We start from the raw sequence: 16,337 nt of genomic DNA, 5'->3' as shown, positions 1-16,337 counted from the left end.
GCAGTTCTTATAATTGGCAATGGGAATTGGAACCACTGACTAGAAACAACAAAATCAATAACCACTAATAACAAATAACCAATAACCCTTCGACTACGCTCAGGGCACCGCAAATAACTAACAACTAATATAAATGAATTGCTTTAATCATGTGATAAGCAATCAAAAGTTGAGTCAAAGCTAACGGGTAACTTTGCAAAACTTCGCCAGTTGTACCCACAAGTTTACCAATTTCAGAATTGCCTTCGGTCGAGCAAAAGCCTCGCAAATGTGGCATTTCGTTACACAAAATCTTTTCCAATTCGTTTACCTGTTCGCTAGTAGCGTGGGAGTCTACTTCCAAGACATCAACGGGTTTTCCCATATCCCGATCGAGCTCTAAGCGAATTGCCGGTTTAAAATTATCACTACCTTGGCTTAAAATCTCAGTAAAATCTGGGTGAGGAATGGTCGGTCTCAGCACTAAACGGACGCTCAAATTTACTTCATTGTCCTCTTCTGGTAAGTAAAAAGTAACGACAACATCAGCAAACTTGCGCTGGGGACGAATAAAGTCTTCCGAATCATTTTCCCGCTTTTTCATTTCGGCGAGTACCTGTTCTTCAGTATAGCCACGCTTCATAATATCGCGCTTAACTTTCCACTGAGTTCGCAGTTCTTCTGGGGGAGCAAGATACACTTTTACGTCATAGGAATCGCGGATTGCACGAGTTGAATAACCCAGCAAACCTTCCACTATCACAAATTTGCTGGGCTTGATGTATTCCGGGGGGTCAAATGTACCTGTGCTGTGATTATAAATGGGTTTGAGAATAGCTTGACCGGTACGTAACAGACTTAGGTGCTGTTGCATGATATCTAGGTAATTGCAGTCAGGATGCAATGCTGTGAGCCCTATTTGGGCCCGCTGCGTCCTGTCGTAGCGGTGATAGTCATCGGTACAAATAATGGTGACATTTTCTGGTCCCAATACTTGTGCAATTCCCTTGGTCAGGGTGGTTTTGCCTGCTGCGCTGTCTCCGACAATACCCAGAATGATTGGTCGATCGCTCATGTTTTTCCCCCGCCAAACAATACTAATTTTTGTTGTAAACTTTAAATCTTATCAAAATTGTGTTCGATGCGATCGCTTAAGAAAGGAAGAAGGAAGAAGGAAGAAGTCACCCCCCCCAGCCCCCCCCCAAGGGGGGAAATTTAGGAAGAAGCAAGAAGGAAGAAGTCACCCCCCCCAGCCCCCCCAAGGGGGGAAATTTAGGAAGAAGGAAGAAGACCCTTCGACTTCGCTCAGGGAAAAAACTTCCTGTGCCCCATGCCTCATGCCCTTCCCCCATCCCCCTTGGGGGCAGGCAGGGTGGGGGGGTCAGGGGGGGTTCCCCATGCCCCATTGGTGTCAACTTAAGCCTGAGACCCTTGAGAAATCTGGGTTTTACGCCAAGTCTAGATCCCCCTAAATCCCCACCCCCCCAAGGGGGGAAGGGGGACGAAAGAGAAGACTCCTGTCCCCCCCTTCTTAAGGGGGGCTAGGGGGGATCTGGCCTTAATAGTCAAACAGCAGTCTCTGACTGGGTTTGACGTTAAGTTGACACCAATGCCCATGCCCCATACCCAACTACCAATGCCCAATTACCACTCATCCTTTTGTTTGTTACTGTAAGTTTCCCAATCTTCATATTCCTGGGAACGATACAAGGGTTCCGGTTCTATTTTTGATTCTAATTCTGGTACTATTTCTAATTCTGATTCTTCTGACTTTTGATAAATATTCAAAGGTTCGACGACGCGGGCGATCGCATCTTTAACAAAAGCCTTCACAAACTCATCTTTCCGATTTAATTGAAACTGCCTTTGCACTACTTCCGCAATCCCACCGTCACCCCAATCTTGGTCATGGCGAAAATATTCAATAAAACTTTTACCCGCAATTCTAGTTAAATAAGCTGCACTAACTGCTTGAATAGCCTTGCCAAGTACAAACCCAGCTACACTTAACTGAAGTGCCCTTGACACTATTTGAATTACACCTTCAACTATCCCCAAACTAGCTAATGTCTTTGCCAGAGAGAATGCCAATTCTTTAGCACGATCGATATTTAATTCACAACCATAAATCTTGCTAATTTCTACTACCATTTGAGCGTTAACTGCTGCTGTTGCCAGTAAATCTACCACTGGCAAAGGCGTGACTGCAATGACTCCTGCCCCAATCCACTGAAATCGCTCTACTACCTTATCAGCTTGCCGGCGCCTTTGAGCATCAATTAACTTGCGAGCTTGGTCTCCCAAGTGCTGAGATTGCAACAAAATATTATCAGCAATTAAATCTTCTCCTTCCGCTCGCAAAATCGCAGCAACGCGCCGAATTAATGGCATAATATCCGGGTCAGGCTGAAAAATTGTGCCGTTTTCCAGCCTGACTGGTTGAGGATTAGCGCTAATTTCTACCACATCCATTGCCGCTACCAAACCCTTAACTCGTTCCCGGAGTCTAGAGAGAATTTCATCTCTGTCGCTGTCGAGATAAAGGTCTATTTTATTAAAAACTACGATCGACCTTTTGCCAATTTCCGCCAAATTCCGCAGGGGTTCATATTCAGATTTTCGCAAATCGCCATCCAAAACAAATAAGATCAAATCAGCCCTCGCCGCCAACTGTCTTGCCAACTCCTCCCTGTAGGTGCCCGCTACTCCCGCTTCTAAGATGCCTGGGGTATCAGTAATTGCTAATTCTCGATCGATCCCTTTCAATTTGAGAGTGTAAGTTGCTTCAACTTCCGTAGTTCCCATCGGCGCGCCTACCTGTCCCGCCATCCTTCCCACCAGGGCATTCACCGCAGAAGTTTTGCCCGCAGAACCAGTACCGAACACGACTATCCGAATGCTACCACGAGCCATACTAGCTTCTATTTCTCGCGCTCTCAACAGCAAAGCTTGCCGTGCTACTTCATCTTGAATGCGATCGACTTGTTGCCGAATTGCTTTCAAATTTTCTGTAGCAGCTTCACTTTTTATCACCGGAACCTTGGGCTTAATCACCCGTTTTCCCTTAGTTTTTTGAGGAATTTTTAGCAGATTCAAGTAATAAACAATCGCAAATATTAGCGTACCCAAAAGTACCACGATCGCCAAAATCAGCAAATTAGCCAGCAGTGGAGACGCAGACCACGCAACTTGAGTATAAAGTCCAGTTAAGGAACTGACCAGCCCAATAACCAGCCCCAGGGTGAGGCAGATAGTCGCGATTAATGTTAACAGACGTGGCAAAGACATGAGCGAGAGCGACCAATAAAAAGCTTGATGCTTTGATTTTTACATTTTATTTTCTATAGTTGAGTAATCATAGTAAGGAACCAAAATTATGGGACTATTTGACCAAATTTTAAGTGCGATCGACAATCCCAACCAACAAGCAAGTCCCAATCAGTTGGGCGGTATTCTGAGTGCTGTAGAACAGTTGAGCGGCAACCAGGGCGTCGATGCGGGCACGACTGAGTTAGCAATGTCGGTTTTGGGCGGCTACGTGCGATCGGCTTTACAAGACGTGCGATCGCAATCTGGAGATGCACAAGCACAGCAAGTTGTCAACCAATTTAGCGGCACAAATCCCAATCCGCAAGCAGTACAAAGTTTATTCGGAAACAACCAGTTAACCCAAATAGTTCAGGATATCGCTCAAAGAACCGGCTTGAATAACTCCACAGTCCAAGCGATGATACCGGTTTTAGTACCCCTAGTGCTCAATTTGTTGCAAACCGGCAGCAACACCCAGAATCCTGCCTCTGGGGGAAATTCGGTTTTGAATGCGTTTTTAGATGCAGATGGAGACGGCGATGTAGATATTACAGACACAATTTCCATGGCTAGTCGCTTCTTAACTCACCGCAGTTAATTTGCGAATAGGGAATGGGGGAATGGGGAATTGGGAATTCGGCATTGTGAATTGGGCATTGTGAAGTCGAAGGACTTTCTTCCCTATTCCCAATTCCCTATTCCCAATTCCCTATTCCCTATTCCCTATTCCCTATTCCTTCTTTAACCCAAACCTAAATCAGTAACAGCACCAATACTGCTAGAAGAAACCAACTTAGCGTATTTAGCCAAAACTCCCCTGGTATAACGCGGCCCAGGAGCTTGCCAAGCAGTCCGTCGTTGCTCCAATTCGGCCTCAGAAACATTGAGTTGCAACAAGCGATTTTGAGCATCTATTGTGATTGAATCACCCTCTGCTACCAGAGCAATTGTGCCACCAACTTGTGCTTCCGGTGCAACGTGACCGACAACCATGCCGTAAGTCCCGCCAGAAAAACGGCCGTCCGTAATTAACCCTACGGAATCACCCAAACCAGCGCCAATAATTGCAGAAGTTGGTGCTAGCATTTCCCGCATTCCAGGCCCGCCTTTTGGCCCTTCGTAGCGGATCACAATCACATCTCCCGCTTGAATCTTGCCTGCCAAAATAGCATCCAGACAATTTTCTTCAGATTCAAATACTCGCGCCGGGCCGGTAATTGTCGGTTTTTTGACTCCGGTAATTTTAGCAACGGCTCCTTCTGTTGCCAAATTTCCTTTGAGAATTGCCAGGTGTCCTTGAGCGTAAAGTGGATTGTTCCAAGGACGAATCACATCTTGGTCGGTGCGAGGTTCCGCAGGAATATTTGCTAATACTTCGGCAACTGTTTTTCCTGTGATTGTGAGCGCATCTGGGTGGAGTAAACCTTTTTCTAGCAGCATTTTCATTACTTGGGGAATGCCGCCGGCTTTGTGCAAATCTGTCGCTACATATTTACCGCTGGGTTTGAGGTCGCACAGCACGGGAACTTTGGCTCGAATTGTTTCAAAATCGTCGAGGCACAGTTCAACACCCATCGCATTGGAAATAGCTAATAAATGGAGCACAGCATTGGTTGAACCGCCTACTGCCATGATCACCGCGATCGCATTTTCAAAGGCTTTACGAGTCAAAATTTGGCTAGGTAGCAACTGTTGGCGAATCGCTTCCACCAAAACGGTTGCCGATTCTGCCGCGCTGTCAGCCTTTTCAGCATCCTCAGCAGCCATTGTCGAAGAATAAGGCAAACTCATCCCCATCGCCTCAAAGGCGCTCGACATGGTATTTGCTGTGAACATTCCACCGCAGGAACCAGCGCCCGGACAAGCTTTTTGTTCTACTGCGGTGAGTTCCTCTTCGTCAATCTTGCCGGCGCTGAATTGACCGACAGCTTCAAAAGCGCTGACCACAGTTAAATCCCGTCCGTTGTGGTGTCCTGGTTTAATGGTGCCACCGTAGACAAAAATAGCAGGAATGTTCATGCGGGCGATCGCAATCATCGCCCCCGGCATATTCTTATCGCAACCGCCCACAGCCAGCACACCGTCCATACTTTGACCATTGCAAACAGTTTCGATAGAATCAGCAATCACGTCTCTCGACACCAGAGAATATTTCATCCCTTCAGTTCCCATCGAGATCCCGTCGCTGATCGTAATCGTACCAAACATCTGTGGCATCGCGCCCGCTTCCTTTGTAGCCGCAATCGCCCGCATAGCCAGTTCGTTCAATCCCATATTGCAGGGTGTAATCGTACTGTACCCGTTAGCAATTCCCACAATCGGTTTAGTGAAATCGCCATCACCAAAACCAACAGCCCGCAGCATCGCCCGGTTGGGCGCACGCTGTACGCCTCCAGTCACAGCTTGGCTTCTCAAATTTTCAGGCATTGTGACATACTCCTACATTCATCATGCTTCACTTGACAGTGATACTTTTAATTGGGACAATCTCCGACATTCCGAAACAATCCCAAGATAGCACACTCAATAAAATTCCCAATTCATCATCGCTCTTGCTGATTTAGAGTCGATCTTTCTACTACCTTTTGCCACTATTTGAGATTTTTCCAACTCTCAAATACCTTTCCAAAGCATTCGAGCCAGATGCGAAACTGATATCAAGATGCGTCGTTAATAGACTTAGCCAGACAGGGATTATTAGCCATATTTTTAATTCTCAAATCGACCTAGGCTATCTTCTCGTTTGACGCTCACTACGCACCTTGCAAGTTTGATTGCATGGTACAATACGATTGCCTATTTATTTTGAGGTGGCGGTTACTTAAAATCTGTCTGGCTTTGCCGCTATTTTTTGAACCTTTTATTTTTCTAGATATCCGACGTTGACATAGCGCAGTATTTGTTTAAGTTGTATTTACCCACCTTTTTGTTGTCCATCCAATAGCGTATGCAGCTATTGCCGACAAACTCGGTGGTACGAATTGCTTCATCTACTGCCGTCAACTGACTAGATTTTCCCTAGGCTTTGAATTCAAAAACTAGCATTATTCTACCTCCCACATTATGCTACAAGTTCTAGCGTATAAGAGTTGGTGGCGTAACAAAGCTTTACAATTCAAGGCTTCCTATCGGGCGATGTGCTGCCCTTTGGCGGAGCGGGCCAACCGCGTAGCCGAAGTAACGGGGTTTTAAACCCCATTTCCCCATCGAGGTACACAATACTTTGAGCCTTGCAAAAATTTTACCGATACTGATACTACAGTGTACAGGGTGAATACCCTGGTTATCTGGGATGATGTGTATGGTATGACCCATCACTCTCAAACGTTTGAAACAAAAAATTGCGAGGCGAATCACATGGAGGCCGATCTAATTCTGAGGCAATATGCGGCCGGAGAAAGAATTTTTCGAGAGATTAACCTCGCGGGGGCTGACCTCAAAGGGGTAGACCTCAGCGAGGCTAACTTTACCAGAGCCAATTTCCAGCAGGCGAATCTCAAAGGTGCTAACCTCACCGGAGCCAACCTGCGCGAGGTGAAACTGGCTGGGGTGGACTTGACTGAAGCTAACCTCTGCGAAGCAAATTTGATTGGAACTGATTTGAGTCGCGCTAATCTGAGTGGTGCCAACCTTACTGGAGCGAACCTGCGTGGCTCAATGGCGAGGGAAGTCAACATGAGCAAGGCTAACTTGACGGAAGCTAATTTGACCGAAGCCAACTTTACTGAAGCGAATTTGTTTGCAGCCAACTTAACGGACGCTAGCATGATCCGCACTAATTTGATGAAAGCCAATTTGAGTTGGTCAACTCTCAAAGCGGTAAACCTGACAAATGCTATCCTGAGCGAGTCGGTTTTGGAAAGAGCTAATCTGACAAAGGCAATTCTCAGCGGGGCAATTCTCACCGGAGCCAACCTGACTGGTGCAGACTTGCGCGAAGTAAAAATGATTGGTGCTAATCTCAGCGAAGCTAATCTTAATAATGCTAATTTGAGAGTAGCTAATATCAGTTGGTCTAGCCTCCGGGGAGCTAACTTGAGCGGTGCTAATTTGTATCGCGCACAACTTTGTTGGTCTAATTTGAGCGGAGCGGTACTCGTAGAAACTGTTTTGATTGATGCTAACCTCAATCGAGCTAACTTCCGGGATGCAGATTTAAGACGGGCGATTATGCCTGACGGCACAACTAATGATGCTTAAAAAGTTGTAAGTTGAGTGTTAAACATTAACCGTTGACAAATGTTATTGGTTATTAGTTATTGGTGATTAGCATCCCCAAGCGAATCACAAATAACAAATAACAAATAACAAATAACTACTAACTACTAACTAATGACTGTCAGCGAATTATTGATTCTGGGTGCGGCTGGACTTTTGGCAGGAATTCTAGCAGGATTTTTGGGCATCGGCGGTGGCACGATGCTCGTACCTTTGTTGGTTGCTCTCAACTACGCGCCGGTGGAAGCTGTGGCTACGAGCGGTTATTCCATCGTAATTACAGCTATTTCTGGCAGTTTCCAGAATTGGCGCATGGGTTACTTCAGTTTGAGTCAGGTAGCAGGAATTGGTTTTCCTGCGGTAATAACAGCACAAATCGGTGTTTATTTGGCGGGAATATTTCCGCCTTACTTGTTGTTAATTGCTTTTGGGATGTTGCTGTTACTGAATATTTATTTAATTCAAGTTCGCAAATATCTGACAGAAGCAAAAAAAATGCCAGAGGGACAACAGGGTATGGGAGGAGAAACGGGACAAGGGGAAAATTCCCCATTGCCGATTTCTGATTCCCGAATCCCGAATCATCCCCATTTTTTGTTTAATCGAACTTTGGCCAAAGTTACCACTGGTGGTTTGGCTGGTTTATTAGCAGGGTTGTTCGGTGTAGGCGGGGGTGTGATTATGGTGCCACTGCAAATTTTGCTCTTAGGAGAAAGTATTAAAACAGCTATTCAAACGAGCTTGGGCGTAATTGTGATCACTGCTATTTCAGCGACTTTGGGACACGCGGCGCGTGGGAATGTTTTGTGGAATGTGGGTTTGATTCTGGGCGCTGGTGGATTGTTGGGTGCCCAGGTTAGCACTCGGTTTTTGCCAAAATTATCCGATCGTCTAGTTAGTTTAGCCTTTCGATCGCTCTTGGCGCTTTTATCGGTTTATGTTTTTTGGCAAGCTTGGCAAAAATTTACTCACACTTAACTTTTCACTGATAGCTGCTTCACGGCGCGAGTCAGGCGCTGCAAATAAGGCTTGACAATTTGTTGATTTTGTCGCTGCAATTGGGAAACTTGCTCTTGCAATTGCTGAATCTCGGTTTGCAGTGTCGCTACATCTATGGTGGGTCGATCGAGCAAAACTTGCAATTGGCCCAGGGAACTTTGGATTTGATTAAAGTCTATCTCCTCCGATCGCTGCTGCAACTCTGCTGTCATATTTTTAACTTCCGTTAACTTTTCGTCCATCAACAAAAACCGGACATTCACATTTTCCCAATCTAATTCTCTCAGGGCGCTATTTTCCAAACGGACGAGTTTTTGCTGCAACTCTCCGAGGATAGTGTCTATTTCCTCAGAGTCAGCCGGATGCGCCTGCATTTGCTGTTGCAGGGAAGTCAGGGTGGCCTGTATATCAGGGATGGCGTGGGATTCTAAACTGCGAAGTTGCTGCTGCAAGTCAGAGAAGGTGGTATGGAGTTCCTTCGATTCTCCCGGAAGTGTCTGAACTTGCTGTTGGAGGGACTTTACTGTCAATTCTACGCCTGCGATCGCAGAATTTGCCTTTTGCTGCATTTTTTGCTCGAAACGTTGGCGATTGAGGAAATTCAGCGACAGTGCAGCGGTTAAAGGAGCCGCAGCGTAGATAATTTGCCCTGACAATGCTGCGACAATCGTGCCAATAGCTGAACCGGCTATGGATGCGTATTCTGCGACTTCTACCCAGTCTCGCTGGTTTGAGGAGCTTCTGAGGGCTGGGAATGATACGTCGTTCATTTTCTGCATAGTTGCGGATTAACCTTTTAGTCGTGTGGTAGATTGCGATCGGGATTAGGTTAAACTCAAGAGCTTGTACCAAAAATCCTACATCCAAATCCTACATCCAAAATCAGAAATCAGTTTGTCAGCCACCAGTCAGGAGGTATAAAAAAAATGGGTCTCAAAATTATTGAAAGCTATGACGGCAGTTTTGTCCTCGAACCGAGTGCTAAAGCTGTACTGTTGAGTTTATTAACCGCTGAAAGTTTCCAGACACAAGTAGCACAACAATTGCACTGCTCGCGCATTGAGTTTACCAACTTACTTTTTCAGCCAGTCCCTTACAGCACCGAGACTCCCAAGGGAATGCCTGCGGAGTTTGAAAAGTATCACAATCACAGCGATTTTGCGATCGTGAATGTGCCACCTAATTTCATGTTCCAAGCCAAAGTCTTTAAGCCCAGTCGGCTCTGTGCCATTTATCGAGTATTTAATACTTAGCTACAAACAGTTTACCAATTAGCTCAAACCTAGTTAATCTCTGATTTAACTATCAAATATTACATCTAAAATCTCAAATAGAATGACAGAAGACATTCCCACATTAGCTAGCTTAGAATTCTTTCCCTACATCGATGCTGAGGGAAAATTACCAGAATTTGTACATGGAAAAATAGGCGTTTGCGCGATTTTCGACAGCGATAAAGTCCTCCAATTTGTGGGATATTCTCGCGATATTTACCTCAGCCTGAAACAATATCTAGTGCGCCAACACCAACACTGCTACTGGCTGAAAGTCCAAATAATCGATCGACCAAACCGCACTATTCTAGAAAATATCCGACAAAGTTGGATTGCCGAAAACGGTTCGGAGCCTGCGGGTAATGGTGTCGATGCTGGGAAGTGGAACGATCCCATCGATACCAAAACTGTAATGACAGTCGAAGAAATAGCAAATTATGAAGCTATTATTATCGATGAACTTGCCAAAGATAAATTGTTGAAAAATGTAGCGCGACGGGTAGAAAATGAAATCTTATCCCAACTCAAATCCCGTGGTGTTACGGAAGAAATTCGATTTAATCCTAAACTGAAAACTAGCGGATTGCTAGATTTGAAGTAAATTTGAAGTAAAGCAGAACCCCCTTTCAATTATCCCTTAAATACCCGACTGCTTCTGTGTAGTTGGGTATTTGGTTTTAGGCGAATTTTTAAGATAGTTAGGGACACCAGACTGGTCTGAAAGCGCGTTGTTACCAAGTTTTTGGGATGCAATAAGTAAATCCACTAGACATCTCCTAAAAAGCGAGTCTTGAACAGGCAGGCGGTGTCAGCCAGCGTAGTCGAAGGGTCGAAGGGATGCCTGTTCCACAATAATTATGGGAGATGTCTAATTAATTAGCGGTTTCTGCCCTTCTTCCCGGTTCCCCTGAGCCCTTCGGCTACGCTCAGGATAAACTCCGTCGAAGCGCCTTCTTCCTTCTCCCATACAAAAAACATTGATTCTCAAGTTGGGCTGATCGGGGCCAAAATATTATGAATGTAAATCGTATTGCTATTGTTGCATCTGCCTTCTGCCTTCTTCCTGGAACATCTGCTTGACATTCAAAATACCCAATGGATATGAAACCAACTCTTTTGAACAACCGCTATCGCATTATTGCCAAACTCGGCACTGGGGGTTTTGGGGAAACTTTTCTAGCCCAAGATACTCAAATGCCTTCAGCTCGCTGCTGTGTACTCAAGCAGTTAAAGCCTACTGCTAAAAATCCTCAAATTTTACATTTAGTTCAACAGCGGTTTAAACGGGAAGCTGCCATTTTGGAACTACTCAACGAACGGAAATATAGAATTCCCCAACTTTACGCTTATTTTGAAGAGTCTGGGCAATTTTATTTAGTTCAAGAATGGATTGACGGGGAAAATCTGGCGCGTAAGATACAAGAACAAGGACTGTGCAGCGAGGGAACTGTAAAATCCATATTAATCAGTGTATTGGAAATTCTTGATTATATTCACGCTCATGGCATTATTCACAGGGATATTAAGCCTGACAATATTTTGTTGAGAAAGCGAGATGGACAGCCAGTGCTGATTGATTTTGGAGCGGTGAAAGAAACGATGGCAACCGCGGAGAACTCTGCGGAAAATTCCCGCTCTATCCTGATAGGTACTCCTGGATTTATGGCATCGGAACAGGCAAACGGACGACCCATTTATGCTAGTGATTTATTTAGCTTGGGATTGACTGCGATTTATTTACTAACTGGGAAGATTCCTCAAGAATTAGAAGTAGATGCGGAAACAGGAGAGTTTGTTTGGCGGCATTTGGCTGGCAATATTAGTTATAGTTTGGCAGCAATTTTGGATAAGGCAATTCGGTTTCACCCGCGCGATCGCTATGCAACTGCTAGGGAAATGTTAGCAGAAATACAAGGAGCGCTCAGTGCGATTCCTGACACAGAATTTTCCCTGCCATTGCCCACAGTTGCCGAATTCAAATTCCATAGTCAGCAAGCTTTTTGGGCAGATTTAATTGATTTCAAAAAAATTACTTTACTGGGGGGATTACTGGGAGCTTTAGCAAGTTTTGCTTTTGTGCTTAAAAGTCCAGAAACCAATCTCAATTATTCCATGGAAAAACTGATTCCTCTTGCCAAACAAGAACAGCTAATTCCCAATAAGTAAGAGAGGTAGATCCTTGAGATGACAACACTTGACTTAGGCCCTGGTTATCAATTAATTAGCAAATGCCCACTCCGGGCGATCGCAATTCACCACCAAATTCCCTGTCCCAACCCGTTTTTTCCATAAATCCACAAGCTATGATTTGGTGTTGGGAACCTTTCAGAAATCTCAATGCTGAACACAAAAACAATTCTTTCGAGTCTACTGCTATTTATCCCGATTTCCATTGCCGGACACTTCCTGGAATGGGAATCCTCCACAATCTTCATCACATCGGCCCTAGCCATCATCCCCCTAGCGGCCTGGATGGGTACTGCCACCGAAGAAATCGCCGTCGTCCTAGGCGAAAACTTGGGGGGTTTGCTCAATGCTACCTTCGGAAATGCCACTGAACTGATTATCGGCATCGTCGCCTTGAATGCCGGACTGATCGATGTGGTCAAAGCCAGCATCACCGGTTCGATTATCGGCAACCTGCTGCTAGTAATGGGACTTGCCATGCTCCTGGGTGGCTTGCGCTACAAAGAACAAGAATTTCAGCCCGTAGTCGCCCGTTTGAACGCTTCGGCGATGAACTTAGCCGTAATTGCAATTTTGGTGCCGACAGCAGTTGATGTCACCTCGAAAGGCATCGATCCAGAGACGATGCAAACACTCTCTAGCGCCGTGGCGGTAGTCCTGATCCTAGTTTACGTGCTGACACTGCTGTTTTCCATGAAAACTCACACCTATCTCTACGATGCCGGGGTAGCTGAGAGCGAAATCCTGGAAGGACTAGCCGACAGCAATTTAGCAGGAGACAATCCCGAACACAAAGTCAATCTACCACTGTGGATTGGGGTGCTGTTGGTGTGTACCCTGATGGTAGCTGCGGAGTCCGAACTGCTAGTCGGTACTCTAGAAGAAGCAACGGCCCGTTTGGGACTGAGTGCATTGTTTACTGGGGTGATTGTAGTTCCGATTATTGGTAACGCGGCTGAACACGCTACAGCAGTCACGGTGGCGATGAAAAATAAAATGGATTTGTCGGTTTCTGTGGCGGTTGGTTCGAGTTTGCAAATTGCTCTGTTTGTTGCTCCAGTGTTGGTTTTGGCAGGTTTTGTCCTGGGAAAACCGATGGACTTGAACTTTAATCCGTTTGAGCTTGTAGCGGTGATGGTAGCGGTGCTGATTGCTAATTCGATCAGTTCTGACGGTAAGTCTAACTGGCTCGAAGGTACTTTGCTGCTGGCAGCTTATGCAGTTTTAGCCCTAGCGTTCTATTTTCACCCGGTAATTGACGGACTTGCCTAGATGCAAAAGGAGGGGGGAAGGGGCAGGGCTGTTTTATTCTCAGCAAGCATGGGGGGGTAGGCAAAGAAAGGCGCTACCCCTAAACAATCATCGTTTTCTTGAGAATGAAACCGCCGAGTCCCTCTCCCCCTCTCCCTCTCTCCCCCTCTCCCTCTGTGCCCCTCTTCCCTCTCTTCCAGCTTCGTTTTTCCGTCTTCCTTTGCAAGTGGTCGTTGCGATCGTACAATGGAAGAGTAAGTGCGATCCGTTCACAGGTCTCAACTGACCATGACAGCGTTAATTACCAGCAAATAGAAGCGTGCCTAATTAATAAGCCTAGTCTTCAATTTTTGCCGGTGTCTTCAACAAAAACAAACACAAAGCGCTGTCGTTGTGCGATCGCAATGTTAGATACCATGCTCAAAGATATTTCTGAAGAGTGTGTCATATTTGGATTCTCTCCAGATGTCAGAGAAAATCTGAATTGAAAGTATCAAGATGTTAAAGTAAACATTGATAAAGCAACCTCAACTAGGGTTATGTGGCTTCTGTGAGTTATTGCCTCAATCCCAAATGCCCGAATCCCTCCGATCCTGCCAATGCTGGTAAGTCCGCGTGTCTTCACTGCGGTTCAGAACTTTTGTTGCAAGGTAGATATCGCTTGGTCGCCCCTCTCGGAGGCGGGGGTTTTGGTAAAACTTTTGAAGTGGACGACAACGGCACCCGAAAAGTGCTCAAAGTCCTCCTCAAAGAACATCCCAAAGCTGTAGAACTTTTTAAGCAAGAAGCCGACGTATTGGTCAGGCTGAGACATCCGGGCATTCCGAAAGTAGACCGCGACGGTTATTTTATATTTTCCCCTGCTAACACCACGGAGTCTTTTCACTGTCTGATCATGGAGAAAATTGCCGGTGCTAATTTGCAGGACTGGCTGAAACATCGGGGTCGCCCGATTACTCAAGAACTGGCTGTTAATTGGTTGAAACAACTGTCGGAAATTTTAGATCTGGTTCACAGACTGAATTATTTTCACAGGGACATCAAGCCGCACAATATTATGTGCAAGCCAAACGGTCAGTTGGTGCTGATTGACTTCGGGACTGCTAGGGAAGTGTCGGCGACTTATTTCGCCAAAGTGGGTCAGGGCGGAAATGTGACGGGTATTGTTTCTCCTGGTTACACACCGCCGGAACAAACCAATGGTAAGGCCGTTCCGCAGTCAGATTTTTTTGCTCTGGGACGCACTTTTGTTTATTTACTGACGGGGAAACCACCGACGGCTTTTCCTGAGAATCCACGCACGGGTAAATTGATGTGGCGCAAAGGGGCTCCTCAAGTTTCCGATCCTGTGGCGAATGTGATTGACTATTTGATGGCGCCTTTTCCGGGAAATCGACCTCAAAGTCCACAGGTTGTTTTACAGTGCTTGGAAGAAATTAATCTGGATGAGGGGGAGCCTGAGTTGCCAACTCAGTTACCGACGACTGGTCAAACTAAAATTCGGGCGAATCCTGGCGTGTCTGGGATGACTAAGCAGAGTTCGGGAAATCGGCTCAGACCGCTGAGCTCTGGCTTGAAGAAGTCTGGTTCAGACAGGTTTGAGTGGAAAAACAAGTTGCTGGCTGGCGCTGCTGTGTTACTGGTGGCTGTGGGCGGGTCTCAAATTTACGGTTCTCTGCGTTATAAGGTATTTCCGGCAAATCCCATGTGGCTGCTTTCTAGTTTGCCTAGCAGTCAGTTTTTGGAAAATAGTTTGGATAATGTCGGGAGTGTAAATAACATCGCCCTTTCTGCGGATGGTAAAACTTTGGTCAGTGCCAGTTTTGGCACGATTAGAATTTGGAATCTGACGACGGGAGAGGTGGTGAAGACGCTCAATCAAGTGCATTCTAAAAAATCGGTGAATGCTCTGGCAGTGAGTCCCAATGGCGAAATTTTAGCTAGTGGTGGCGACGATAATAATGTGATTTTGTGGGATTTAAAAAACGGTCGGCGGATGCTGACAATTCCCGCTCACAGCCGCGGGGTGAATGCGATCGCTTTCAGCCGAGACGGTCAGACTATGGCTAGTGCTAGTGATGATAAAACTGTTCGCTTGTGGAATGTCAGAACGGGAAGTAAGTTGTTGACTTTGATGGGTCACGGGGGAGGAGTAAATGCGATCGCCTTTAGCCCAGACGGTCAAACTTTGGCTAGTGGCAGCGAAGACAAGACTGTACGTTTGTGGAATGTCAAAAGCGGAGATGTCAGAAGAATTCTCGCCGGTCATGGGCGGGCTGTGAATGCGGTGGCTTTTAGCCCCAATGGGCAAGTTGTGGCTAGTGGTAGCAGTGACAATACTATCCGTTTGTGGAACGCACAAAATGGCAAACGGACTCGCACGCTGGAAGGGCATGGAAGTTGGGTCAGGGCGATCGCTTTTAGCCCGGATAACCGCTCTTTAATCAGTGGTGGTGCGGATATTATAGTTTGGGATGTCAAGACCGGACAAGAAAGAAGCACTCTTTCTGGTCACAGTCAGTTTGTGAATTCTATTGCGATTAGTAAAAATAGCAAAAACTTAGTCAGTGGTAGTCCCGATCGCACGATTAAGATTTGGCGAATTCCTTAGAACGAGATTACGAAACAATTCCGCGCCCATTTTTCGCAAATTCATCAACAGTTTGCTGTGACAATTCATGAAGGGCGATCGCCTGCAATACATCCAAAGGCAATGTCAAATGATGTGCTCCAGCTAATAAAGTCTGCACTGCTTCTTCCGGCGATTTAATGCTAGCTGCTAAAATTTCAGTATTAGTTTTTTTCAAGACATTTGCCATATCCCTGACTAGGGCAAAACCGTCTCCCAAAAGTCTGGTGGCGCGATTCACATAGGCGATCGCATATTTTGCCCCCGCGGCTGCTGACACAACTGCTTGGGAGGGGCTGTAAATAGCTGTAACCGCGCAAGGAATTTCCGGTGATAGGTGTGCTACTGCTTGGAAACCGGGGATGGTGGCGGGAATTTTTAAGACTGTTTGCTGTCCAATTAATTCAAAAGCTGCTTTTCCTTCTGCTACCATCCCATCAAAATCAGATGCTGTTAGCTGATAATACAATTCCCCTGGAATGATTTGTGCC

At 45.9% G+C, this 16,337-nt stretch carries 13 protein-coding genes; 8 read left to right on the top strand and 5 right to left on the bottom strand.

The window, feature by feature from the left end; translation table 11 throughout:
* Nucleotides 1–124: 124 nt before the first annotated feature.
* Both AAFP11_RS04070 and AAFP11_RS04065 read right to left on the bottom strand, forming a co-directional pair.
* A complete protein-coding gene (locus tag AAFP11_RS04070) occupies nucleotides 125–1,054 on the bottom strand; it encodes a phosphoribulokinase (RefSeq protein WP_341735872.1) in 930 nt (309 codons plus the stop codon).
* 569 nt (nucleotides 1,055–1,623) lie between these two features.
* Nucleotides 1,624–3,267: a GTP-binding protein gene (locus AAFP11_RS04065; RefSeq protein ID WP_341735871.1), complete on the bottom strand. Its 1,644-nt coding sequence runs from the start codon at nucleotides 3,265–3,267 to the stop codon at nucleotides 1,624–1,626.
* 88 nt (nucleotides 3,268–3,355) lie between these two features.
* Here AAFP11_RS04065 and AAFP11_RS04060 point away from each other — a divergent pair, with 88 nt between their 5' ends.
* Nucleotides 3,356–3,886, top strand: a complete 531-nt coding sequence (locus AAFP11_RS04060) for a hypothetical protein (protein ID WP_341735870.1) — start codon at nucleotides 3,356–3,358, stop codon at nucleotides 3,884–3,886.
* Nucleotides 3,887–4,029: 143 nt separating this feature from the next.
* Here the strand turns inward: AAFP11_RS04060 and ilvD are convergent, their stop codons facing one another.
* Entirely contained in the window at nucleotides 4,030–5,715 is a 1,686-nt protein-coding gene (ilvD, locus tag AAFP11_RS04055; RefSeq protein WP_341735869.1) for a dihydroxy-acid dehydratase, read from the bottom strand.
* A gap of 930 nt (nucleotides 5,716–6,645) precedes the next feature.
* On the opposite strand from ilvD, the gene AAFP11_RS04050 reads away from it, so the two are divergent.
* Nucleotides 6,646–7,488 carry a pentapeptide repeat-containing protein gene (locus AAFP11_RS04050; RefSeq protein WP_340517451.1) on the top strand — a complete coding sequence of 281 codons (843 nt, stop codon included), beginning with the start codon at nucleotides 6,646–6,648 and terminating at the stop codon, nucleotides 7,486–7,488.
* A gap of 132 nt (nucleotides 7,489–7,620) precedes the next feature.
* A complete protein-coding gene (locus AAFP11_RS04045; RefSeq protein WP_341735868.1) occupies nucleotides 7,621–8,484 on the top strand; it encodes a sulfite exporter TauE/SafE family protein in 864 nt (287 codons plus the stop codon).
* On the opposite strand, the gene AAFP11_RS04040 is transcribed toward AAFP11_RS04045, so the two are convergent.
* Nucleotides 8,481–9,275 (bottom strand): hypothetical protein, encoded by a 795-nt coding sequence (locus AAFP11_RS04040; RefSeq protein WP_341735867.1) that lies wholly within the window; start codon nucleotides 9,273–9,275, stop codon nucleotides 8,481–8,483. The genes AAFP11_RS04045 and AAFP11_RS04040 overlap by 4 nt on opposite strands.
* 156 nt (nucleotides 9,276–9,431) lie before the next feature.
* On the opposite strand from AAFP11_RS04040, the gene AAFP11_RS04035 reads away from it, so the two are divergent.
* The 5 genes from AAFP11_RS04035 to AAFP11_RS04015 all read left to right on the top strand — a co-directional run bounded on the left by AAFP11_RS04035 (nucleotide 9,432) and on the right by AAFP11_RS04015 (nucleotide 15,828).
* On the top strand, nucleotides 9,432–9,758 hold the full coding sequence (locus AAFP11_RS04035; protein WP_341735866.1) for a hypothetical protein: 327 nt from the start codon (nucleotides 9,432–9,434) through the stop codon (nucleotides 9,756–9,758).
* Nucleotides 9,759–9,840: 82 nt separating this feature from the next.
* Entirely contained in the window at nucleotides 9,841–10,380 is a 540-nt protein-coding gene (locus tag AAFP11_RS04030) for a GIY-YIG nuclease family protein (protein WP_341735865.1), read from the top strand.
* 500 nt (nucleotides 10,381–10,880) lie between these two features.
* Nucleotides 10,881–11,945 (top strand): serine/threonine-protein kinase, encoded by a 1,065-nt coding sequence (locus AAFP11_RS04025; protein WP_341735864.1) that lies wholly within the window; start codon nucleotides 10,881–10,883, stop codon nucleotides 11,943–11,945.
* A 171-nt stretch (nucleotides 11,946–12,116) separates the two neighbouring features.
* The gene (cax, locus tag AAFP11_RS04020; RefSeq protein WP_341735863.1) at nucleotides 12,117–13,238 is read left to right on the top strand and encodes a calcium/proton exchanger; all 1,122 of its coding nucleotides are present in this window, start codon (nucleotides 12,117–12,119) and stop codon (nucleotides 13,236–13,238) included.
* Between the two features lie 520 nt (nucleotides 13,239–13,758).
* Complete coding sequence (locus tag AAFP11_RS04015) at nucleotides 13,759–15,828, top strand: serine/threonine-protein kinase (protein ID WP_341735862.1); 2,070 nt, start codon at nucleotides 13,759–13,761, stop codon at nucleotides 15,826–15,828.
* A 7-nt stretch (nucleotides 15,829–15,835) separates the two neighbouring features.
* On the opposite strand, the gene AAFP11_RS04010 is transcribed toward AAFP11_RS04015, so the two are convergent.
* Nucleotides 15,836–16,337 (bottom strand): transaldolase family protein (locus tag AAFP11_RS04010; protein WP_341735861.1); only part of this gene is annotated, 502 nt, incomplete at its 5' end.

The sequence above is a fragment of the Microcoleus sp. CAWBG640 genome (assembly GCF_020883015.1).
Taxonomy (GTDB): domain Bacteria; phylum Cyanobacteriota; class Cyanobacteriia; order Cyanobacteriales; family Microcoleaceae; genus Microcoleus; species Microcoleus anatoxicus.
The sequence above is the reverse complement of the archived record's forward strand: the minus strand, read 5'-3'. Positions and strand labels throughout refer to the sequence as shown.

Excerpts from the sequence above, each read along its gene's own strand:
- AAFP11_RS04035 (WP_341735866.1), top strand. The coding sequence starts at position 9,432 with ATGGGTCTCAAAATTATTGAAAGCTATGACGGCAGTTTTGTCCTCGAA.
- AAFP11_RS04025 (WP_341735864.1), top strand. The coding sequence starts at position 10,881 with ATGAAACCAACTCTTTTGAACAACCGCTATCGCATTATTGCCAAACTC.
- AAFP11_RS04050 (WP_340517451.1), top strand. The coding sequence starts at position 6,646 with ATGGAGGCCGATCTAATTCTGAGGCAATATGCGGCCGGAGAAAGAATT.
- cax (WP_341735863.1), top strand. The coding sequence starts at position 12,117 with ATGCTGAACACAAAAACAATTCTTTCGAGTCTACTGCTATTTATCCCG.
- AAFP11_RS04070 (WP_341735872.1), bottom strand. The coding sequence starts at position 1,054 with ATGAGCGATCGACCAATCATTCTGGGTATTGTCGGAGACAGCGCAGCA.
- AAFP11_RS04030 (WP_341735865.1), top strand. The coding sequence starts at position 9,841 with ATGACAGAAGACATTCCCACATTAGCTAGCTTAGAATTCTTTCCCTAC.
- AAFP11_RS04045 (WP_341735868.1), top strand. The coding sequence starts at position 7,621 with ATGACTGTCAGCGAATTATTGATTCTGGGTGCGGCTGGACTTTTGGCA.
- ilvD (WP_341735869.1), bottom strand. The coding sequence starts at position 5,715 with ATGCCTGAAAATTTGAGAAGCCAAGCTGTGACTGGAGGCGTACAGCGT.
- AAFP11_RS04065 (WP_341735871.1), bottom strand. The coding sequence starts at position 3,267 with ATGTCTTTGCCACGTCTGTTAACATTAATCGCGACTATCTGCCTCACC.
- AAFP11_RS04060 (WP_341735870.1), top strand. The coding sequence starts at position 3,356 with ATGGGACTATTTGACCAAATTTTAAGTGCGATCGACAATCCCAACCAA.
- AAFP11_RS04040 (WP_341735867.1), bottom strand. The coding sequence starts at position 9,275 with ATGAACGACGTATCATTCCCAGCCCTCAGAAGCTCCTCAAACCAGCGA.